The 22,876-nt window shown below is 46.2% G+C and carries 21 protein-coding genes; 6 read left to right on the top strand and 15 right to left on the bottom strand.

Features of this window, described 5'->3' with window-relative positions:
• Nucleotides 1-79 precede the first annotated feature (79 nt).
• From rnhB to rpsB, 14 genes are all read right to left on the bottom strand, one after another.
• A complete protein-coding gene (gene rnhB / locus FME95_RS05915) occupies nucleotides 80-688 on the bottom strand; it encodes a ribonuclease HII (RefSeq protein WP_147713469.1) in 609 nt (202 codons plus the stop codon).
• The gene (lpxB, locus tag FME95_RS05920) at nucleotides 685-1,848 is read right to left on the bottom strand and encodes a lipid-A-disaccharide synthase (protein ID WP_147713470.1); all 1,164 of its coding nucleotides are present in this window, start codon (nucleotides 1,846-1,848) and stop codon (nucleotides 685-687) included. Before lpxB ends, rnhB begins: the two co-directional genes overlap by 4 nt.
• Nucleotides 1,848-2,618, bottom strand: a complete 771-nt coding sequence (gene lpxA, locus FME95_RS05925) for an acyl-ACP--UDP-N-acetylglucosamine O-acyltransferase (RefSeq protein ID WP_147713471.1) — start codon at nucleotides 2,616-2,618, stop codon at nucleotides 1,848-1,850. Before lpxA ends, lpxB begins: the two co-directional genes overlap by 1 nt.
• A 1-nt stretch (nucleotide 2,619) precedes the next feature.
• Nucleotides 2,620-3,072, bottom strand: coding sequence for a 3-hydroxyacyl-ACP dehydratase FabZ (gene fabZ, locus FME95_RS05930; protein WP_147713472.1), 453 nt, complete (start codon nucleotides 3,070-3,072; stop codon nucleotides 2,620-2,622).
• A 169-nt stretch (nucleotides 3,073-3,241) separates the two neighbouring features.
• Nucleotides 3,242-4,276, bottom strand: a complete 1,035-nt coding sequence (gene lpxD / locus FME95_RS05935; protein ID WP_147713473.1) for a UDP-3-O-(3-hydroxymyristoyl)glucosamine N-acyltransferase — start codon at nucleotides 4,274-4,276, stop codon at nucleotides 3,242-3,244.
• Between the two features lie 38 nt (nucleotides 4,277-4,314).
• Nucleotides 4,315-4,857: an OmpH/Skp family outer membrane protein gene (locus FME95_RS05940; RefSeq protein ID WP_187265455.1), complete on the bottom strand. Its 543-nt coding sequence runs from the start codon at nucleotides 4,855-4,857 to the stop codon at nucleotides 4,315-4,317.
• 32 nt (nucleotides 4,858-4,889) lie between these two features.
• On the bottom strand, nucleotides 4,890-7,247 hold the full coding sequence (bamA, locus tag FME95_RS05945; RefSeq protein ID WP_147713475.1) for an outer membrane protein assembly factor BamA: 2,358 nt from the start codon (nucleotides 7,245-7,247) through the stop codon (nucleotides 4,890-4,892).
• A 49-nt stretch (nucleotides 7,248-7,296) separates the two neighbouring features.
• Nucleotides 7,297-8,646, bottom strand: a complete 1,350-nt coding sequence (rseP, locus tag FME95_RS05950; protein WP_147713476.1) for an RIP metalloprotease RseP — start codon at nucleotides 8,644-8,646, stop codon at nucleotides 7,297-7,299.
• Between the two features lie 48 nt (nucleotides 8,647-8,694).
• Entirely contained in the window at nucleotides 8,695-9,858 is a 1,164-nt protein-coding gene (gene ispC, locus FME95_RS05955) for a 1-deoxy-D-xylulose-5-phosphate reductoisomerase (RefSeq protein WP_147713477.1), read from the bottom strand.
• A 3-nt stretch (nucleotides 9,859-9,861) separates the two neighbouring features.
• Nucleotides 9,862-10,689, bottom strand: coding sequence for a phosphatidate cytidylyltransferase (locus FME95_RS05960; RefSeq protein ID WP_147713478.1), 828 nt, complete (start codon nucleotides 10,687-10,689; stop codon nucleotides 9,862-9,864).
• Between the two features lie 6 nt (nucleotides 10,690-10,695).
• Entirely contained in the window at nucleotides 10,696-11,424 is a 729-nt protein-coding gene (locus tag FME95_RS05965) for an undecaprenyl pyrophosphate synthase (protein ID WP_147713479.1), read from the bottom strand.
• Between the two features lie 166 nt (nucleotides 11,425-11,590).
• Entirely contained in the window at nucleotides 11,591-12,148 is a 558-nt protein-coding gene (frr, locus tag FME95_RS05970) for a ribosome recycling factor (RefSeq protein ID WP_147713480.1), read from the bottom strand.
• Between the two features lie 299 nt (nucleotides 12,149-12,447).
• The gene (gene tsf, locus FME95_RS05975; RefSeq protein ID WP_147713481.1) at nucleotides 12,448-13,311 is read right to left on the bottom strand and encodes a translation elongation factor Ts; all 864 of its coding nucleotides are present in this window, start codon (nucleotides 13,309-13,311) and stop codon (nucleotides 12,448-12,450) included.
• 102 nt (nucleotides 13,312-13,413) lie between these two features.
• Entirely contained in the window at nucleotides 13,414-14,151 is a 738-nt protein-coding gene (rpsB, locus tag FME95_RS05980; protein WP_147713482.1) for a 30S ribosomal protein S2, read from the bottom strand.
• Between the two features lie 291 nt (nucleotides 14,152-14,442).
• Between rpsB and map the strand changes: the two genes are divergently transcribed.
• The 6 genes from map to FME95_RS06010 all read left to right on the top strand — a co-directional run bounded on the left by map (nucleotide 14,443) and on the right by FME95_RS06010 (nucleotide 21,262).
• Nucleotides 14,443-15,219, top strand: coding sequence for a type I methionyl aminopeptidase (gene map / locus FME95_RS05985; RefSeq protein ID WP_147713483.1), 777 nt, complete (start codon nucleotides 14,443-14,445; stop codon nucleotides 15,217-15,219).
• A gap of 97 nt (nucleotides 15,220-15,316) precedes the next feature.
• Nucleotides 15,317-18,001, top strand: a complete 2,685-nt coding sequence (gene glnD, locus FME95_RS05990) for a [protein-PII] uridylyltransferase (RefSeq protein WP_147713484.1) — start codon at nucleotides 15,317-15,319, stop codon at nucleotides 17,999-18,001.
• Nucleotides 17,998-19,188: a succinyldiaminopimelate transaminase gene (dapC, locus tag FME95_RS05995; protein WP_147713485.1), complete on the top strand. Its 1,191-nt coding sequence runs from the start codon at nucleotides 17,998-18,000 to the stop codon at nucleotides 19,186-19,188. The genes glnD and dapC overlap by 4 nt, the downstream gene beginning before the upstream one ends.
• A 24-nt stretch (nucleotides 19,189-19,212) precedes the next feature.
• Nucleotides 19,213-19,554, top strand: a complete 342-nt coding sequence (locus FME95_RS06000; protein WP_147713486.1) for an ArsC family reductase — start codon at nucleotides 19,213-19,215, stop codon at nucleotides 19,552-19,554.
• A 12-nt stretch (nucleotides 19,555-19,566) separates the two neighbouring features.
• Nucleotides 19,567-20,598: a 2,3,4,5-tetrahydropyridine-2,6-dicarboxylate N-succinyltransferase gene (dapD, locus tag FME95_RS06005; RefSeq protein WP_147713487.1), complete on the top strand. Its 1,032-nt coding sequence runs from the start codon at nucleotides 19,567-19,569 to the stop codon at nucleotides 20,596-20,598.
• A 121-nt stretch (nucleotides 20,599-20,719) separates the two neighbouring features.
• A complete protein-coding gene (locus tag FME95_RS06010; protein WP_147713488.1) occupies nucleotides 20,720-21,262 on the top strand; it encodes a GNAT family N-acetyltransferase in 543 nt (180 codons plus the stop codon).
• A 40-nt stretch (nucleotides 21,263-21,302) separates the two neighbouring features.
• Here the strand turns inward: FME95_RS06010 and FME95_RS06015 are convergent, their stop codons facing one another.
• Nucleotides 21,303-22,796 carry an FG-GAP-like repeat-containing protein gene (locus FME95_RS06015; RefSeq protein WP_187265456.1) on the bottom strand — a complete coding sequence of 498 codons (1,494 nt, stop codon included), beginning with the start codon at nucleotides 22,794-22,796 and terminating at the stop codon, nucleotides 21,303-21,305.
• Nucleotides 22,797-22,876 lie beyond the last annotated feature (80 nt).

Raw genomic sequence — 22,876 nt, forward strand, 5'->3', positions numbered from 1 at the left:
TAATTCAATAATACTGATTCATTTAATGCTTACTGATTAATAGTTGCTAATTTTAATAGTTACTAATTAACAGTTACTGCTACTGGTTCCCTATGAGCTTGTTTTTAATCGGCGCAAACGAACGACGATGCTCGGCTAAAATACCATGCAGCTCTATTGCTTGCAGATGTTGCGCTGTGCCATAGCCCTTATGATTTTTAAAACCATACTGCGGGTGCTTTTTATCCAGTTCGATCATCTGCGTATCTCGCGCCACCTTGGCTACAATAGAGGCTGCGGAAATTTCTGCAACCTTACCATCACCCTTAACGATAGCCTCAGCTAGGCAAGGTAAACCACTAGGGATTTTATTACCGTCGATAAGGCAAAGTTCGGGCTGAATACTTAAGCCTGATACGGCTCTGGTCATTGCTAATAGCGTTGCTTGTAAGATATTTAGCTGATCGATTTCGGACACGCTAGCGCGACCAAGGCTTACCGAGAGCGCACTCTGATGGATCTGCTCTGCCAGTAGCGCTCGTTTTTTTTCGCTCAGTTTTTTTGAATCATTTAAGCCTTCAATCGGCTGGTTTGGATCAAGGATAACCGCAGCGGCAACTACGTCGCCCGCCAAAGGGCCGCGACCGACTTCATCGACACCGGCAATCAGGTTGTGACCGGCAAAGAATTCAAAACCCGCCTGCGTCATTTTTTAGCGACACTCAATACCGCGTTCGCTGCCTGTTGATCGGCATTCAAAGCTAACTTTTTATGCCACTGACCGGCTCGTTCAATGAAATCTTGGCGATACTCGGTATCCTGCAACGCGGTCACTAAATCTTGGCTTATTTGCTCGGCAGTCGCAGCGCCCTGTAAGCGTTCCGGCACCCAATCACGCTGCTCTAATATGTTTGGCAGCGCAACCCAACGCGTGGTTGCTAACTTGGAGATAATAAAAAACGACAGTGGACTCATCTTGTAAGCCACGACCATCGGCTTTTTCAATAGCATCGTTTGCAAGGTTGCCGTTCCTGAAGCAACAAGCGTCACATCACTGGCGGCAATGGCTTGATCGGCTTGCTGATCCAGAATCTGAATATCAATCGGCAACGACAACTCAGCCAATAAAGCTTCTATTTGTTGCCGTCGTTTGGCATTAGCAGCAGGCAACAGCACTTGGATATCGCCTAATTGCTGCTGCACTAATAATAGACTTTGCATAAACAGCGGCAGCAGTTGCTTTACTTCGCTACCGCGTGAACCGGGCAACATTGCTACCACTGGCTTTTTGCCATCGACCGTCAATTTGCCATCGAGAATCAAGGCTTGACGCGCCGAATCGGTATCGGGTTCTAATGGCAGTTGATCGGCTAAGGTGTGACCAACAAAGGTCACTGGAATGGATTCTTGGCGATAAAAATCAGCCTCAAACGGCAACAGCGTCAACATATGATCAACGGCTTTGCGGATGTTTTTAATACGCCCTTTGCGCCATGCCCAAACCGATGGTGAAACATAGTGCACGGTTTTGATACCAGCGCGGCGCAATTGTTTTTCTAAGCCGATATTGAAATCTGGCGCATCAATACCAACAAAAACATCGGGTTGAAAGTCGATACACCAATCACGGTAACGGGCGCGAATAGCAAACAGTTCACGTAGTCGACTGAGTACTTCAGTAATACCCATCACCGACAGGCGCTCCATCGGCACCAGCGATTGCATACCCTGCTCGATCATCAACGGGCCGCCAATACCAGCAAATTCAATATCTGGATATTGCGCTTTCAGCGCTTTCATCAGACCCGCGCCTAAAATATCACCACTGGCTTCTCCAGCCAGTAACGCAACCTTTAGCTTAGCGGCCATTAGCGCGCAATGCCTCGAGTCGACTTTTTGATACTGTCGACGAACAACGCCACTTCAGCAAACTCAGCTGCGCTGGATTCTAATTCAACCAGAGCGTCCTTTAATATTCGGCCTTCGCGATAAACGACCTTATAGGCTTGGCGTAAGGCGCGAATCGCTTCTTTCGAAAAGCCTCGACGCTTTAAACCTTCAAAGTTCATTCCGTGCGGTGCCGCAGGAAAGCCTTGCGCCATAATATAGGCAGGAATGTCTTTTAAAATGGTGGAGCCGGTGCCGATAAAAGCATGCTCACCGATCTGACAGAACTGATGCACACCGGTGTTACCGCCTAAAATCGCGTGATCGCCGATTGTGCAGTGACCGGCAATTTGTGCGCTGTTGGCGACAATAACATGATCACCAATCGTGCAATCGTGTGCGACATGACTGTAAGCCATAAATAAGCCGTGGCTACCGACTTTGGTATCGAACTCACCCTGCACGGTACCGCGCTGCATGGTGACGCATTCGCGAATGGTATTGGAGTCGCCAATGACCAAACGTGTCGGTTCGCCGTTGTATTTTAAATCTTGGCACTCTTCACCGATGCTGGCGAATTGAAAAATACGGTTATTTTTACCAATCACAGTTGGGCCATTGATAACCACATGAGGGCCAATCCAAGTACCGTCTTGAATTTCTACATCGGCACCAATAACACTGTATGGGCCAATTTCCACAGTGTCGGCAATACGTGCCGACGGATCAATAATCGCGCTAGGGTGAATCACATTAAACCTTTCTTTCTGCACAAAGAATGGAGGCACTTGCCGCCAACTGACCATCGACAGACGCCGTGCCTGTCACCTTATACATACCTCGACGTTCAGAAACGAACTGAACCTCTAAATCTAATCGATCTCCAGGAACGACTTGGCGTTTAAATTTCACATTATCCAAACCGGCAAACAAATAAAGATAACCGTCCTCTGGACGATTGCCTGTCGTTAAAAATCCGTAAACGGCAGTGAGTTGCGCCAATGCTTCACAAATTAAAACACCTGGAAAAATAGCATTGTCTGGGAAGTGACCTTGAAACAGCTGTTCATTTGCAGAGACATTTTTATAGCCACGAATGCTTTCGCCAGCAGTATAATCAGTGACACGATCTAATAATAAAAAAGGGTAACGATGCGGCAACAACTCTTTTATCTGTTCAATATTCAGCGGCAACTCAATGCTCATATCACTTCCTTTTCTTTGTTAAGCAGCCGTCTTTGGCGACAGCAAAGCCGCGGCTACTTTTTAAATTTTTTGGCTACTTTTAAATTAATTTTATCTTTGTAATTAGTTTTATATTTTTTAACACTCTCTAGATTGATTACGGCTGATCTAGTCAACTCTAAAAATTAATCTAGCTGTCCTGAGAGAGCTGTGCTTCTAGCTCTTTAACACGTTCACTTAGCTTGTCGAGCTGGCGTATGCGGGCAACCATTTTACGCCACTCGTTACCATCCTGAGCTGGAATGCCAGAAGCGTAATAGCCACCCTGCTTGGTGCCTTTGGTGACCATCGATTGGCCAGCAAAAAAACTATTATCGGCAATCTCAAGATGCCCAGCAAAACCAGACTGACCGCCAATTGTACAGTTTTTACCGATGCTGGTACTGCCTGCAACGCCAACCTGTGCGACAAGTACACTTTTAGCACCAATCTTAACGTTATGGCCAATCATAATCTGGTTATCGAGAATGACATCATGCTCGATAATGGTGTCATCAATCGCACCGCGATCCACTGTTGTATTGGCACCGATCTCAACACGATCGCCAACCAACACTCGGCCAATTTGCGCAATCGCGTGCCAGCCGGTTTCTGTCGGTGCGTAACCAAAACCATCACTGCCGATAACTGCACCGCTAAACACCTGACAGTCGTTACCCAGCACACAATGATGCGCCAGCGTGACTCGGTGATGTAAACGCGTACGAGCGCCGACTTCGCTGTGTTCACCTATAAAACAATGAGCACCAATAATGGCGTTATCACCAATTTTTGCGCCCGGCTCAATCACAGCATAGGCGCCAATGGCAACGTTTTCACCTAGGCTAACACTGGCATCCACTTGCGCCGTCGGGTGAATAATCGGTTCAATAGCAGACTCAGTTGAAAACAGATGCGAGATAATGGCATAGGATAAATAGGGATCTTTAACCACCAAAGCAACACAGTCAGCGGGGCAGAACTCGGCATCCGCTTCACTGAGTAACACCGCGCTGGCTTTTGTTTCTGATAGCACACGGCGGTATTTTTTCGATGATAAAAAAGAGATATCACCCGACTTGGCGCTATCTAGCGGCGCTAATGACCGAATACTTAAGGCTAGTTGCGCCTCATTAAGCTCGTTTAAAAGATCCAACTCTGCTGCAATGGTTTTAAGGTTTATCATCGACACTCTCTTCTGTTCAATTCTGCCGCCGTCTCGTCTTACTCGGCTGCTGCCTCTTGCTCTGTACGATTCGCACTGAATTGTTGATCAAATGTTTGTCGCACAGGCTCAGTAATATCTGGAAGATCGCCTTGCCAAACGACAGTTTGAGCATCGATCACCAAATCAATGCTGGCAGCACTGGTGTAGTCCGCAATAATTTTTCCAATAGCAGGCTGATAATAGCGCATAAATTCAGCTCGACTCTGTTGCTGAGCCTGCTGGATCTGAGCGTTTATTTGGTTCATTTCTGCATTAAAGCTATTGATTTCTTGGGCGTATAAGCGTTTTTCGTCATCGGTCAGAATATCGGCATCGGTCTTCAAACGATTCTGCCGAGTAGTAATACCCTGTCCTAGTTCTTGCAAACGTGATTGATGGCCCGCCAAAAGCTCTCTTAACTGACTGGTTGCATCTTCAGCCGCTAAGCTTTCAAACAATACCGACTGATAATTGATTACGGCAATTTTGGTTTCTGCCCATACATTGCCTACCCATAGGCTGGCGACTAAGAAAATCGAAACGCGAAACAACTTTTGCATTCTGGTTTCTCCAGTTTTCATCTAAACGTTGATTAAAATGACACACCGATGCTGAAAGAAAACGCTTCGATGTCATCATCGTCTTGGGCATTTAATGGAATGCCATAACTAAAACTCAATGGTGCAAATGGCGAAACCCAAGTTAAGCCAGCACCAACTGAATAACGAATTTCGGATAAATCAACACCTTCGACACAGGTATCACTGCCTTCGGAACAGTTATCGGTAAAGACATTACCAGCGTCTAAGAACAACGAACTACGGAACGAATCCTGATTCGTTGCAAAGGGTGTTGGAATTAGTAATTCTGCGCCGTATTCAATCTGAATATTACCACCAATGGCAGAGGCATCAATATCATCATCGATGCTGGTACCTAAAGGCCCTAACGATCCGTACTCAAAGCCGCGTACCGAACCTGAGCCACCAGAGTAATAATTTTCAAAAAACGGCAAACTGCTGTTATCACCGTAGCCATTACCATAACCCAGTTCTGAATGCAGACGGAACGAGTAGTTCTCGACAATCGGGAAGTAGCGTTGAGCCGATACCGTTGCTTTGTAATATTCTAAATCACCTATCGGCAAGGCTAGCTCCAAGTTCGCCGTCAACTGGCTACCATCACTGGCTTTAATGGTGCCGTTCAAGGTGTTATAGCTCCAGCCGGTTGCCGCAGTAAAGACGCTGTAGTCGTAACCGAATTGCTCGGCAAAATCGACCATTTCTTGGCTGGCATAATCATCATCCAACCACAAATCTTGCTGACTTGCGCCTAGCGAATAAGTCATACGCTGGTTTTCACTGAGCGGGTAACCAACCGTCACACGCGCACCCAATTCATTAATTGCATAGGTGGTATCGTCATCATCGTCGTAGCTGGCATCTTCGTAATAAACATCAAAACCAAGGCTGACGCCGTCGAGGGTAAAGTAAGGATTATTGACCGATAGGGTGTATTCTTGTGAGTCGCTGTCGGCTGAAATCCCTGCTGAGACATCAAGGCCTGCGCCCATGTAGTTCGATTGAGTTAACGAGAAGGCTAATGAGCCACCGGTACTTTCTGAGTAGCCACCAGAAAGACTGAGCTGTGAGTTTTTCGCCTCTTCAACACGCACAACAATATCGACAATATCGTCACGTCCTTCGATGCGTTGAGTTTTAATATCCACAAAGTTGAAATAACCTAAACGTTGCAAACGTCGTCTGGTTAACTCTAATTTACTGTTGATTAGCAAGGCACGTTCTAACTGACGGAATTCACGTCGAATGACTTCGTCATTGGTGCCGCTGTTGCCTTCAATCAAAATTCGATTGACATAAACAGGCAAGCCTAACTGCACTTGAATGACGACCTTAACAGTATGATCGTCACTATTCGGTTGCCTGAAGTCATTAACTCGAGCAAAGGCATAACCGTTTTCACCGGCAAGCTGATTAATAGCACTAACTAAACGCTGCACCTTTGATTGCGAATAAACTTCGCCGATTTCAATCTGATTTAATGCCTCTATCTGTTCTGCTAGATGCTTTAAATCACCAGCAATTTCGACCGCTGAAACCTGGTAAGGCTCACCTTCTGACAGATTTAGCGCAACACTGATATCGGCTTTATTTTCAGAGATAGAAACCTGTTGAGAATCAACCGAAAAATCTAAATAGCCGCGATCAAAATAGAAGTCTTCCAACCGCTGCGCATCACCAATTAAGGCAGCATTAGAGAACTGATCTTTGGAGTTAAATAGCGCCCACCAAGCGATCATGTCTGTCTCTTTAATAGAAACAACATCGTACAATTCAACATCACTGAATACCTCGTTGCCGACTAACTCAAGGTTTTTTACCTTAGCAACCGGACCTTCGGTAATGTCTAATTTGATGTCGACACGGTTACGTGTCAGCGGTGTAATCTCCGACTCTATCTGGACGTTATAACGTCCCATAGAACCGTATTGTTTTTCCATTTCCGATTGGATGTTATCGAGTAATGACTTACTAAAGATCTCGCCACTGGTCAGACCAACGTCATTAAAAACTCGTTCTAGAGCATCATCAGGAAAGGCTGAATTACCTTCAAACTCAATATTCTCAATTGCCGGACGCTCAACCAAAACAAAGGTCAGCTGATTGCCTTCACGCAACACATCGACAGAATAAAAATAGCCTGATGAGTAAATATCGTGGATCCAGTCACTGGCACGCTCGTCATCAACCTGATCACCTTCTTTGATCGATAAGCTGCGCAGCACATTACCTAGTGAAACTCGTTGAAGCCCCTGAACTTCGATGGACTCAACAACAAAGGTTTGCGCAGCCGACAAGGTTGACAAGCAAATAAAGCCCGCGAGCGTAATCGCTCTTACCAAAACACCCAAACTTTTATCCTTATTCATTTATGTTGCCAATCGTCTGCAACCAGTCATTCGTTAAAATAAACAACCATTAAAAAATTCGACTGACGTCGTTAAAAAAGGCCACCGCCATTAAACTAAAAATAAACGCCATGCCCAACTGCATACTGATGGTCAGCGCTCGTTCCGACAGTTCTTTTCTGGTGATCAATTCATAGCTATGAATTAAGACATGACCACCGTCCAATACTGGCACGGGCAAGAGGTTAACAATCGCAAGGCTGATACTAATAAAAGCGAGAAAACCGATAAAGACTTCAGCACCAGAAGTCACCGAAACACCAGCCATTTGCGCCATAGAAATTGGCCCGCCAATTTGCTTAAGCGACACTTTACCAGTAATCATTTTCCACAACATTTGATAGCTTAAGCTGATCATTTCATAACTGTCTTGAACGCCACGAAGCAACGCCTTAGGCGGCCAATATCGGGTGGTTATTAATTGCTCATCGGGCCATTCAACCGGTGCTACTGCGGCACCAACAAAACCGATTGTCTTGCCGTCGCGCTCCAGTGCTGCTGGCGTCAGCTCTAAGCTGCGCTCTGCACCATTGCGATCAACAACAAGCTGCAAGCTTGTTTCAGGGTTTTGCTGCACTCTATCAACCCATTCAAACCAGCCATCAACAGCCTCACCATTAACTGACAAGATAGTATCACCCACCAACAGACCATCGCGCGCCGCAGCACCGGCCGGATCTAGCTGACCAAGCGTGGCAGAGTAATGCGGTAACATAGGAGATAAACCTAACGCCTGAAGCGGGTTAGGCGACTGTTCGTTAGCCAGCCAAGCATTAATTGGCAAACTCACCTCAAAGGCCTGATTTTTACGCAATACAGTCAGCGTTATATCACCGCTGTCGCCGACTCTAGAAGCACTGGCAAGGTTCAGATCGGTAAAGCTAGCAACGGTTTTACCGTCGACTCGTAATATTTCATCGCCTCGCTGCAACTGAGCAACTTCAGCGGCAGAACCCTGATTTGGGGTATCGATAATAGGCACTAGATCTCGCACACCAATTAAATACATCAGGCTAAAGGCAACAATGGCAAACAGAATATTGGCAATTGGCCCTGCAAGCACAATGGCAATTTTTTGCAGTGGTGATTTACGATTAAAGGTTTGATCAAGCAACTCAGGGGCAACATCACCTTCGCGTTCATCGAGCATTTTGACGTAGCCGCCTAAAGGGATCCAAGCGATAGCAAATTCGGTTCCGTGCTTGTCTTTTTTAAGCCACAAAGGGCGACCAAAGCCTACAGAAAAACGCAACACCTTAACGCCACACTTGCGTGCTACCCAAAAGTGACCATATTCATGGATAGTCACCAAAATACCTAAGGCGATCAACAATCCGAACACTGAGTTCAAAACGGTCATCTATTCTCTTACCCTAAATGTAGATTTATCAAACGTAGATTCATCGGTTTAGCTGCGCACACCTATTAACTCAGCAGCTAACTGGCGTGCCTCGGCATCAACCTCAATTAATTGATCCAGCGATTCTACGCGAGTTGAAATCATTTGGTGCATTGTTTCTTCGTTAATCACCGGAATTTGCACAAAGCTGATCTTTTTTTCTAAAAAAGCAGCCACGGCAACTTCATTTGCGGCGTTAAGCACCGCAGGTAGAGTGCCACCGACGCTGAACGCCTCTTTCGCTAAACGTAAACAGGGGAATCGCTGCTCATCTGGCCGATCAAAGGTCAAATTTAACAGAGCATCAAAGCTTAAGTCGTCACTGCCGCTATGGATTCGTTCTGGATAGGCCAGCCCATAAGCAATAGGCGTGCGCATATCTGGCGCGCCCAGCTGCGCTATCACCGAACCGTCAAGATAACGCACCATGCTGTGAATGACGCTTTGTGGATGCACCACAACTTCAATATCGCTCGGCTGTACATCAAACAACCAGCAAGCTTCTATCAACTCCAAGCCTTTATTCATCAGCGATGCAGAATCGACCGAAATTTTCCGGCCCATCGGCCAGTTCGGGTGAGCGATGGCTTGCGCAGGCGTTACCGCCTCTAACTGTTGCTGAGTGAATTCTCGGAAAGGGCCGCCAGAGGCGGTAAGTAAAATGGATTTCACAGAGGATAATTGCTGCGACACGGGTAAGCACTGCAAAATAGCATTGTGCTCACTATCAATAGGCAGCAATTCAGTGCCTGAACGCTTCACTTCGTCCATAAATAGGCTGCCTGCGACGACCAAACTTTCTTTGTTGGCCAACAACAAACGCTTACCGGCCTTGGCCGCGGCTAACGAAGAGCGCAAACCTGCAGCACCAACAATGGCGGCAATAACAATATCGACATCGCTATGACTGGCAATGTCGACCAGCGCTTGCTCACCGACCAAAACATCGACCGAGCAAGACAGCAATCGTTTTAATTCTTGTTCTGCCTTCTGAGTCGGAACAACCGCGACTCTCGGCTTAAAGCGATCAACCTCTCGTGCCAACAACGCCATGTTGGAAAAACCACTAAGCGAATGCACTCGATAGCGGTCGGGGTGTGAAGCAATGACATCTAAGCTGTTCTGGCCAATAGAACCTGTTGCTCCCAGCACAGCGACATGTTGAACCTTCATGCGTTAAATAACCGAAAGCACGAACCACAACAGTACAAAGACTGGTGTTGCAGCACATAGACTATCGGTTCTATCTAAGACGCCGCCATGACCAGGCAACAAAGCCGAGCTGTCTTTAATGCCTCGGTGGCGTTTCAATAACGATTCAAATAGATCACCCATCACCGAGAAGCCAATTAACGCACTGGAAATCAATAACAACCACAGCCAACCTTTTAGGCTGTGGCCTGTTAAAAAGACCAAGGCGATAACAATCGAAATAACCATCGAGGTGACAACGCCGCCATAAACGCCAGCCCAAGTCTTACCAGGGCTAACCTGTGGCGCCAATTTCTTTTTACCAAAGGCACGGCCGGCAAAATAGGCACCGATATCCGCGCCCCAAACCAACAGCATTAACCAAGTCAACAACAACGCAGATTGAGGCTGGTTTTTCAGCCATACCAAGCCAACCCAGCAACCGATTAAAACCGGCACCAACATTAATAGTGTTAGCGCGCGATTACATAACCAGCGTGCACTGTCAGGATAACGAACAACAGCACTGGCAGCATAAAGCCACCAAGGCAGCGTGATTAAGGAAAGTATCGGCCAAACGATTGAATTAACGTCTATAAAGGTGTGCACCAAAACCAGTACCGCTGCGACGACCGCAGCAATCGCAACACGGCTGAATTGATTTTTATAACCGGATAGATTTGCCCATTCCCATGCAGCCAATACCGTAATAACGCCAACAAACAGTCGAAAGCCAGTATCTGGCAGCAAATAGATGCCAGCCAGTGTTAAGGGGATCAATACAATGGCGGTCAGTACACGCTGTAATAACATAGTTGTTTAGTTCTCTTGTTCTATTTGATCGTCAGTTTTACCAAAGCGGCGCACTCGACGAGAAAATGCATCAAACGCACGATCAATCGATTGTTCGTTAAAATCTGGCCAGTATTCATCGGTAAAGTAAAACTCAGTGTAAGCCATCTGCCACAACAGAAAGTTAGAGATACGCTGCTCACCGGCGGTACGAATACACAAATCCGGTGCTGGTAAGTCGCCTAACATGACGCGCTCATTAATAAGCGCTTCATCGATGTCGTCTGCATTTAATAAGCCGTTTTGGACATCTCGAATCAACGATCGAGTTGCCTGCAATATATCCCAGCGACCACCGTAATTTGCGGCAATGGCCAATACCATTCCGGTATTACCCGCGGTCTGTTGCTCTGCCTTAACAATAGCCTGTTGAATGGCAGGACTAAAACCGGAAACATCACCAATAATACGTAACTGAAGGTTATTTTTAGCCAACTTAGAGACTTCACGATTTAATGCCTTTAAAAATAAATCCATCAAGGCATTCACTTCATCTTTTGGCCTGCGCCAATTTTCAGAGCTAAAGGCATACAAGGTCAGCACTTCGACACCGCGTCGAGCACACGCCTCGACCGTCGTACGAACTGCTTTCGCACCAGCTTGATGCCCTGAAATACCGCCAAGCAAACGCTTTTTAGCCCAGCGATTATTGCCATCCATAATAATAGCGACATGTTTTGGCAATGTTGTTTCCATCACGCTGAACGTTCCATTTGATCAATAAAGTGCATGCTATCCCTATCTGAGTCGGCTTATCGAAAGCAGCGCTGAAAACGCTGCCTGCGATAATAAGATTTTAATTTGCTGGTAAAATCTTAGAGTGTGAAGGGGTTAAACCCATAAAGCTTCTGTTATCAGAGCTTTACACCTTCATCAGATCTTCTTCTTTCTCAGCCAACAGCTTATCAACATCGACAATCGCCGTATCGGTCAGCTTTTGAATGTCATCTTCGCCTTTTTTGCCTTCGTCTTCAGACAATTCTTTTTCTTTAACCAAGTCTTTAATGGTTGCGTTTGCATCGCGACGACCATTACGAATAGAAACTCGAGCTTTTTCAGCTTCGCTACGAGCAACCTTGATTAGATCTTTACGCGTTTCTTCGGTTAGCATCGGCATCGCTAAACGAATATTGTTACCAGCAGTCGCTGGGTTAAGACCCAAATCAGACTTCATGATTGCTTTTTCAATCGCCGGTACCATTTGCTTTTCCCATGGCACAACAGACAGCGTTCGGCCGTCTTCTGCGATAACGTTAGCAACCTGTTTGAGCGGTGTTTCAGTACCGTAGTAGTCGACTGTCACCTTATCTAGAATGGCCGGATTAGCACGACCGGTACGAATTTTATTAAAAGCCTCACCAAGCGCGACGATGGCTTTGCGATTATGAGCATCGGCTTCTTGTAATATGTCTTGAATCATTGGCTAAACTCCTATCACATGTTCATTGTGAGCATTAACAGCTATCTCGACTATCCCCGACTGAGTCGTCCGAACAATCAGCAAGCAGCCCTAAAAACCTAAGGCGCAATATTATACACACCCAAAGCACGATGTCCTTAGTAACTATCTTTATGATCAACATCGCGATCAGACTTAAATCGAGCCGTACAAAAAGGACAGACATAAAAAAGGGCGGCTCAGCCACCCTCTATTGTTCATTCACTTAATGCCTAACGATCGTTACTGCCAATAATGGCGAACAGGTCGTTAACGGTAAATTAAGCGCCTTGAACAGCCGCAGCAACTTCTGCAGCAAAATCAACTTCTTCTTTCTCGATACCTTCACCCACTTCAAAACGAGTAAAGCTTTCGATCTCAGCGCCTTCTTTCTTAGCAAGTGCGCCAACTTTAACATCCGCATCCTTAACAAAAGGCTGCTCAGTCAATGAAATTTCTGCTTCAAACTTCTTGATACGACCGATCATCATCTTTTCGATGATTTCAGCAGGCTTACCAGAACCTTCAGATTGAACGCGAACAACTTCTTTTTCACGCTCTAGTACATCTTCAGAAATATCAGAAGGACGTACAAACTGAGGATTGATTGCCGCAACGTGCATCGCGATGTCTTTAGCAAGCTCTGCGCTACCGCCAGTTAGCTCAACCGCTGCTGCGATACGGCCACCGTGAACGTAAGCGTCAACAGTTTTACCTTCGCCACCAACAAAGACAGCACGACGAACAGTGATGTTTTCACCGATTTTCTGAACCAAAGCTTCACGCTCTGCTTCAAGTTCGCCTGCCATGAAAGCAGCAACATCAGTGTCTTTCTTCTCGAATGCTACGTCCGCAACTTTGTTAGCAAAGTTTAGGAAGTTTTCATCACGAGCAACGAAGTCAGTTTCGCTGTTGATTTCAAGCAACATAACAACTGAGTTGTCGTCTGCAGTGCGAGTTACGATAACGCCTTCAGCAGCAGTACGACCTGCTTTTTTCGCAGCCTTCAGACCAGAAGACTTACGTAGGTTATCGATTGCTTTTTCAATGTCGCCATCGGTTTCAGTCAGTGCTTTTTTGCACTCCATCATGCCTAAACCGGTACGTTCACGTAATTCTTTTACCAAGCTTGCGCTAATTGCCATGACCTTAGTCCTCAAATATAAAATTTAGCAAGTTCACAAATTTAATATGCTTAACAAAACGCAAAAGGGGCTAAAGCCCCTTCTGTGCTTATCGACTAAATGTTACTCAGCTGGTGCTTCTTCAGCAGCTTCAGCAACTTCTACAAACTCATCAGCCTGAGCAGTTTTTGCTTCAAGAACTGCATCAGCCATTGAACTAGCGTAGATTTCAATTGCTCGAATCGCATCGTCGTTACCTGGGATAACGTAATCAACGCCATCTGGGTTTGAGTTAGAGTCAACGATACCGATAACTGGGATACCAAGTTTGTTTGCTTCTTGAATCGCGATACGCTCGTGATCAACGTCAACAACAAACAGAGCGTCAGGTAAGCCACCCATATCTTTAATACCGCCGATTGATTTCTCTAATTTAGAAATCTCACGAGTCGCCATTAAACGCTCTTTCTTAGTCAACTTCTCAAAAGTGCCATCGGCTTCTTGAGTTGTTAGTTCACGTAGACGCTTAATCGATTGGCGAATGGTTTTGTAGTTAGTCAACATACCACCCAACCAACGGTGTGCCACAAAAGGCATGCCCGCACGAGTCGCCTCTTCACGAACAATATTGCTCGCAGAACGCTTAGTACCAACAAAAAGAATCTTGTTCTTTCTTGCGGCAATTTCACCAACATAAGCCAATGCATTGTTTAATGCAGGCACTGTGTGCTCAAGGTTGATGATATGAATTTTGTTACGAGCACCAAAGATGTACTTACCCATTTTAGGGTTCCAGTAACGAGTTTGGTGTCCAAAGTGAACGCCTGCTTTAAGCAGGTCACGCATAGATACAGTAGCCATAATTTCCTCTATATTCGGGTTAGGCCTCCACACACCCCATAATCCAACCCCTTTCGGGCACCCAGAATTACGTGTCGGCGTATGTGAGATATTTAGTTAAAGTTACACCCCAGCCATATCCAACAGACAGGAGCGGCGCGCTTTATACCAAATTACGCCCAGCAACACAAGAACACGCACTGAAAGTTACGCTAAAAGTGTAAGAAAATAAGGATATCCGTTGTTGCAGAGCTGCAACCGGTCAATAAAACCGTTAGAATTGCGCACCTCATTCATCCTGATGGAAAAACAATGGCAGTTATTATCAAAAATTCATCCGATATCGAAAAAATGCGTATCGCCGGCCGCCTTGCCGCTGAAGTATTAGAAATGCTCGAAGAGCACGTTGTGCCGGGAGTTTCTACGGGTGAACTTGATCGACTCTGTCATAACCTCATTGTGAACGAACAGGGTGCGATTCCTGCGCCATTGAACTATGGCCATCCACCGTTCCCTAAATCTATTTGCACCTCGATCAATCACGTTATCTGTCATGGCATTCCATCAGATGATCGCATTCTGAAAAAAGGCGACATCGTCAATGTTGACGTCACTGTCATTAAAGATGGTTATCACGGCGACAGCAGCATGATGTTCCTAGTCGGTGAAGTGCCGAGCCACCTACAAAGGCTTTGCAAGGTAACCCAAGAATGCCTATATAAAGCCATTGAAATTGTTAAGCCGGGCACCACTCTTGGTGATATCGGCCATATCATTCAAACGCATGCCGAATCGAATCACTATTCGGTTGTACGTGAGTTTTGCGGCCACGGTATTGGCAAGGGTTTTCATGAAGAGCCACAAGTCGTTCATTACGGCAAGCCAGGCACAGGCTTAGCACTAAAAGAAGGTATGACATTCACCATTGAACCGATGATCAACCAAGGCAAGCCTCAATGTAAAATTTTAGGCGACCAATGGACGGCGGTAACTAAAGACCGCAAAGCCTCGGCACAATGGGAGCACACCATTTTAGTCACCGCCAATGGCCATGAAATTCTGACTGCCAGAAGCAACGAAACCTTTTAAACAATAGGTTAACTAAGCACGATAAGTTAGCTGGCCAAGCGATACGAGCGTCGGCCAGCATGACTCAAATGCCAATAATAACTAAAGGCCGATTATTTTGGATCTCTCTCGTTATTTGAACCATTCACTGATTGATACCAACGCACTGAGCGAGCAATTAAAGAGCGGCAAGCCCATTCCCGTTCTCAAGCAAGCATTGCAGGGTATTGATCAGGCATTGAACGATCAGTACCGCGACGACGCCTCGATTCGAGACCTAGTTTTTGGCAGAGCGGCAGCGATGGATGCCGTGCTTCGCTGCATCTGGCAACTGTTTGATTGGCAAGGCAGCGATCAGATTGCTCTGCTGGCGGTCGGCGGCTATGGCCGCGGCGAATTACTACCCAGTTCAGACATCGACCTGCTTTTTTTATTTAATGAAGAGTCAGACATTGATGCCAACGTCAGCTCACTGCAAGATTTCTTAACCTTACTGTGGGACATCAAGCTAGAAGTTGGCCACAGTGTCAGAACCATTCAAGCCTGCATTACCGAAGCGCGCAATGACGTCACCATTACCACCAACCTAATGGAGTCTCGCGTACTTTTAGGTAACACCCAGTTGCGCGAACAGTTAAACCTCTCCATTGGCCCAGATTCTATTTGGCCAAGCCCTGAGTTTTATCAAGCAAAAATCACTGAACAGTTTGATCGCCACAAAAAATACAACGACACCGAATACAACCTTGAACCTAACGTTAAAGGCGGCCTTGGTGCGCTCAGAGATATTCAAAACATTGGCTGGGTTGCCAAACGCCACTTTGGTGATGATGCTTTAGTCGACCTGATCGAACGCGGCTTTTTAACAACAGAAGAATGCCAAGAGCTACAAAAAGGCCAAGACTTTTTGTGGCGTGTACGTTACGCGCTGCACATGATTACCGGCCGTGAAGAAGACCGCCTAACCTTCGAACTACAAGAACAGGTTGCCGAACTGTTTGGCTATGAAACACAAGAAGGCAAATTGCTTGCCGTCGAACAGTTGATGCGCGACTACTTCCGACAAGTCTTCCGTTTAAATACACTCAACATGATGCTGCTACAGCACTTTGATCAGACCATTCTTAACAGTGCCGAAAGCGATACGATTGAGCCGATTAATAATCGTTTCCAAGTTCGTAATGGTTACATTGAGGCCTGTTCAGATCAGGTATTTTCACGCACCCCTTGCGCCCTGATGGAAGTGTTTGTGCTGTTCGCACAGCAAGCCAATGTCAAAGGTATTCATGCCAGCACAATGCGATTGATTTTTGCTCATCGCCACCTGATTGATGCTGCGTTTCGACAAGACCTTTCTAACATTACCTTCTTTATGGAACTGTTACGCAGTCGCGAAGGCGTTTATCACAGCTTACGCTACATGAATCAGCTAGGTGTATTAGGACTCTACTTGCCTGAGTTTGGTCGCATTATTGGGCAAATGCAGTTTGACCTGTTTCATGTTTACACCGTCGATGCTCATACGCTACTCACTATTCGAACCTTGCGCAGTTTTCGGCACGAAAACAACACCGCGCGTTTTCCTATTGCGACCGCAGCCATTGACCAGCTTTCTAAACCAGAGCTTATCTACATTGCTGCGCTGTACCACGATATTGGCAAAGGCCGTCAGGGCGATCACGCTATTGAAGGCGCAATCGACGTTCGACGCTTTGCACAGCGCCATCGATTATCGCCATGGGAAACGCAACTGGTCACCTGGTTAGTCGAAAACCATCTATTGATGTCTCGTGTGGCTCAACGCGAGGACATATCTGACCCTGATATTATTAACTGGTTTGCACAAGAGGTCGGCGATTTACAAACGCTTAACTACCTTTATGCTCACACCGTTGCTGACATTTACGCCACCAACCCAAACCTTTGGAACAGCTGGCGCGCATCGCTTATTGAGCGACTTTATAAAGAAACCAAACGAGCATTACGGCGCGGCCTTGCTAACCCAATGCAAAAAGAAGAATTGGTGTTAGAAACGCAACTCGAAGCGATTAAAATTTTAGAACAGCAAGGCATGAGTAAAGAGCTTGCGCTTGAACTTTGGGACAACCCAAAAGACGATTATTTTTTACGAGAAACTCCTGAAAACATCGCTTGGCATACTAAATCGATCTACGATCACGGCAGTAAAAAACCCTTGGTTTTATTGCGTGAAACCGATCAGAAACGCTTTGCAGGTGGCACTCAAGTCTTTATTTACGCACCCGACAGACCGCACCTGTTTGGCGATATTGCAGCAACGCTCGATACCTTAAACCTAGACATTCAAGATGCGCGCATCATGACCTCGTCTACGTCCGACTTCAGTCTCGATACTTTTATTGTGCTCGAACATGACGGACAAAGTATTGGCAACAACCAAGAGCGTCTAGATGAGATCCAACAGCGCTTGTTGTTTGAGATTGAAAATCCGAACGACTCGCCGATCCCAACCCGTCGCGTGCCTCGGCAGTTAAAGCATTTCCAAGTGCCTGCCGAAGTAACCGTCAGTAACGACACCGAGTACCAAAAAACCGTGGTTGAAATCATGGCGGCAGACCGGCCTGGCTTGCTCGCAGATATTGGCCGTTGTTTTAGACGCTTGGATTTGACACTCTACAGTGCTCGAATCTCAACGATGGGCGAGCATGTCGAAGACGTGTTCTTTATCCTTAATAAAGATGGCGAACAACTCAGCGATCTCGACATTGTACAGCAGCTGAAAGATGAGCTACTAGAAACTATTTCTGAAGTGATGGAACGATGAATCCAAATCTAGACAAACTGCACCCCTACCCGTTTGAAAAACTGCACCAACTAACGGCCAATATTACACCCGCAGATTTACCACCGGTTTTTTGGGGTGTTGGCGAACCCAAACACCAGCCACCTGCATTTTTCAAAGAAAGCATGATCAATGCTTTACCCGGCTATTCAAACTACCCAGCGACAAAAGGTATTACTGAGCTTCGCGAAGCCATTGTCGATTGGGCGAAGCGTCGGTTTCAGTTAAGTGAAGACACTCAGTTTGATGCCGATAATAACGTGCTGCCAGTAAACGGTACACGCGAAGCCTTATTTGCCATTGTACAAGCCTTGTTTGATTCCAGCTCAGCTGCGAATGAAATTTGGTCGCCCAACCCGTTTTATCAAATTTATGAAGGCGCTACTTTATTAGCTGGCGGCAAGGTGCGTTATTTTTCTTGCACTGCGGCAAGCAATTATCAGCCAGATTTTGACAGCCTAAGCGAGGCCGATTGGCAGCAATGCCAGATGCTATTTATTTGCACGCCCGGTAACCCAAGCGGTGCCGTGATGCCAATCGAGCAATTGCAGTTTTTAATTAAAAAAGCGATCCAGTACAACATCGTATTAATCAGCGACGAATGCTACAGCGAGCTGTACCGTGATGAACAAAAGCCACCTGTCGGCTTACTCGAAGCAGCATCAAAAATGGGCCACCACAGCTTAAAAAACTGTTTGGTCTTTCATAGCTTAAGTAAGCGTTCTAATCTGCCGGGGCTACGCAGTGGCTTTGTTGCCGGTGACAGCGAATTAATTAGTGCCTTTTTAAAATACCGAACCTATCACGGCTGCGCCATGCCTTTGCCTGTACAGCAAGTTTCTGTCGCGGCTTGGCAAGACGAAACGCACGTTATCGAAAATCGCAAACTCTACAATGAAAAATATCAGGCTGTGGTCAGCGAACTTAGCTCGGTATTGCCGTTATCGATTCCTGAAGCCAGCTTTTATTTATGGCCAAATCTTGAGCAGGATGATGAAAAGGTTGCCCAACGCTGGTTAGAAAAAGCCAACATTCGGGTATTACCTGGACAGTATTTATCACGTTCGGTCGACGGCTTTAACCCAGGTTATGGCCATGTCCGCATCGCGCTCGTTGCAACACTCGATGAATGTGTTGCAGCCGCAAAACGACTAAAACAGATTCTTTAATCGCTAAGATCCAACAGGCAACTCATGATTAAAATTTACGGAATTAAAAATTGCGACACCATCAAAAAAACATTGAAATGGTTTGACGCTCACAATTTAGACTACCAATTCATTGACTACAAAAAACAGCCACCAGACGCAGACTTAGCTCGCCAATTCGTTGATGAATTTGGCTGGGAAACTGTGATCAATAAACGTGGCACGACATGGCGCAAGCTAGACCAGGACACAAAAGATTCAATCACCGATGACAGCGCAGTCGCCTTGATGATAGAACAGCCCTCAATTATAAAGCGGCCAATCATCGAGCAATCTGGCAAACGCTGGCTCGGCTACGACGAAACGCAACTTGAACAGCTTATTTAAATGGAGAACCTAATGACTTATTTCGCTATTGCGCTGGGCACCAGCACACTGAACAAAGACAATAAAATTATTGAAGCTTGGTACCCGCAGCCAATTCTGAAACCAGATGCTGCACTCACCAGCGCATTAACTAGCCTAGTGAAACACGATTCTGGCAATGCGGTTTACGTTATAGAAAAAAGCCAATACCAGGCACTGGCCGAACTGTTTGCGGCACAATCGTTAAACCTTAACGTCAGCCTGTTAGAAGCTGCTAAAAACAGTGAACAAAATATTGTTCTGACAATTTTGGAAAACGATGCGGCACCAACATCTGTTGCTGAAGGCTACTTAAAACTGCACCTTCTTTCACACCGTTTAGTGAAACCGCAGCAAGTCAATCTAGATGGTTTATTTGGCGTGCTACACAACATTGCTTGGACCAGCGAAGGTCCAATCGACATGCCTGAATTACCAGAGCGCCAAATTGCAGCGCGTATGGCTGGCCGCCCATTAGAAGTTAACTGCATCGATAAATTCCCTAAAATGGCCGACTACGTAGTACCTTCTGGTATTCGTATCGGCGATACCTCACGTGTCCGTCTGGGCGCACACTTAGGTGAAGGTACAACTGTTATGCACGCTGGCTTTGTTAACTTTAACGCCGGTACCGAAGCGGTTTCTATGGTTGAAGGCCGTGTTTCTGCGGGCGTCTTGGTCGGCAACGGTTCTGACGTTGGTGGCGGCGCTTCTATTATGGGTACGCTTTCTGGTGGCGGTAAAGAAGTTGTCTCTCTGGGTGAGAATTGCCTATTAGGTGCAAACGCTGGTACAGGTATCGCGTTAGGCGATCGCTGCACCATTGAAGCCGGTCTTTACATCACTGCGGGCACTAAAGTGACGATGTTGGATAGCGACAAGCAACCAACAACCACCGTTAAAGCTCGTGAGTTGTCTGGCAAATCTGACCTACTGTTTTGGCGCAATGCACAAACTGGTCGTGTTGAGTGCCTAACCAATAAATCAGCGATTGAATTAAACGCTGACTTACACTCACACAACTAAGCAACCTATGCAGCTGAGACGAAATGGCTAGTCCACTAGGGCTAGCTATTTCATTAGCTGCCGGTGTTTTGCATAAATTAAACTAGCATTGGTATCCTGAACCAATCAGAGGCCATCGCGATTGAATGACTCGACTGACTTAAAGCTGTGCAATATTGATCCCTGCTATGCAGAAGATGTCTACCACGCCATCGTTGAGAATCGCAGTTATTTAGCGCAGTGGCTACCTTGGGTCGAGCGTACTCATAGCATCGAAGACACGCGTTTATTTTTGGCTCACAGCAAGCATAAGCACAGCCAAAAAAAACAATTCATAACGCTTATTTATCTGGCGCAACGCTTTATCGGCATCACTGGATTTACCCATTTAGACTCGAACAAACAACATGGCGAACTGGGCTACTGGCTGATTGAATCAGCACAGCACCAAGGTCATATGACTCATGCGACGCAGCAATTAGTCCGCATCGGTTTTGAACATTTAAATCTTGAAAAACAAATCATCAGAGTCGCGACTAAAAACTTAGCCAGCACCTCACTTGCCCAACACTTAGGATTTGAATACCAAGGTTTAGAGCCGCTACCGATTTACATAAACCAGAAGCCTTTTGAACTGGCCGTGTACAGCCTTAATAAAACTCAGTGGCAACACGCCGAAAAATAAAACGCACCATGTGAAGGGTTTATAGCAAGAAGATTTATCGCTAGATAACCTCGACCACCAACTCTAAATAAATAGTGTATTCGCTATCCGACGCGGCAATGGTGAGATAATAGGTTTCACCTGCGACTGTTGCACCACCAAGTAAAAACGACAGCTCGGCCGTTGTTTCATCGATTTCAAAATCGGCCGCATTTGCACCACCTGCAATTGTGTAGCTGAGCGTATCGACATCGGCGTCGTCAGCCGCAAAGGTGCCGACTATCGTCTCGCCTGCATTAACTTCAACCGAGTAAACACTGCGATTCTCATACCAAGCAATAGTGTTATCCGAATAAGAAGCCGACATTAAATCGGCATCACCGTCACCATCGATATCGGCAACGCCAACCATCAATACAAATTCAGCTTCGTTATAGATATCAATTTTTGTGAAATAATTTGCGCCGTTATTGCTGTACCAAGCGATAGTGTTATCGCGTGACGATGCAGAAATCAGATCGACGTCTCCGTCTCGATCAAAGTCAGTCGCACTAACCGATGCTGGACGATCGACATCGGTCGTCACTGTGCGCTTTAAGAAGAAATCGTCACTGCCTTCAACATCGCTCATATTGCGATACCAAACCACGGTATCGTCATCATCTAACGCCGCAACGATATCGGTATCGCCATCACTGTCGATGTCTTGCGCATAAACCGATAACACACTGCTACCTTGCTCAATAATGTGTTTGGTGAAATTCTCATCACCATCATTTTCATACCAAGCAACGATGTCATCGTTTTGCGACGCCGACATTAAATCTATATCGCCATCGCCATCTATATCCGCAGCATGCACTGCATAAGCGCCATCGGCAGCACTGCTGCCAGAACTATCAGTGTCATCAGTTGAATCTTGCTGTAATTCAACAACAGTTTGGGTGGTGAAAGATGCTTGGCCATTATTTTCATACCAACGAATGGAATCATCCTGAAACGACGCTGACAGTAAATCCTTATCCTGATCGCCATCGACATCGGCAACAAAAACAGAACGCACACTGTCAGCATTGGAAACAACAATGCGGCGGGTAAAGTCAGGCTCCTCAGCACCGTCGTTTTCGAACCAAGCAACGGTGTCGTCGACATAAGAGGCCGTAACCAAATCATAATCACCATCCTGGTCGACATCACTAACATGAATAGAAATCGCACCGTCTGCTCGAGCTAAGCGGATAGCGGTAAAATTCTGCTGGCCGTCGTTCTCATACCATTTAACAAGGTCTTCATCTCTTGAGACAGACGCCAAGTCGATATCGCCGTCACCGTCCAGATCAGCTGCGGCAACAGCATAAGCACCAACCGCCGTTGTGCTAACTGCATTGTAGGAAAAGGCAATGTCGTATTCCGCCTGCCAACGAGGATAACTGTTAACAGCCACGCCTGAACCTTCGCCACCGGAAGAATCCGGCTGGCTACAGGCCGATAACAGAATGACAACGATAAGCGCTACTGCAAGCCGCAACTTATCTCCCTCAACAATAGTGTTCACAACAACCCCGTACAAATGAACAGGCACCCATCGGCCTATGTCTTGGTATCGGCCTGCTCTAGACAAAATGAACCCGTTCA

Origin of the sequence: Reinekea thalattae (genome assembly GCF_008041945.1) — a bacterium.
Lineage (GTDB): Bacteria > Pseudomonadota > Gammaproteobacteria > Pseudomonadales > Natronospirillaceae > Reinekea > Reinekea thalattae.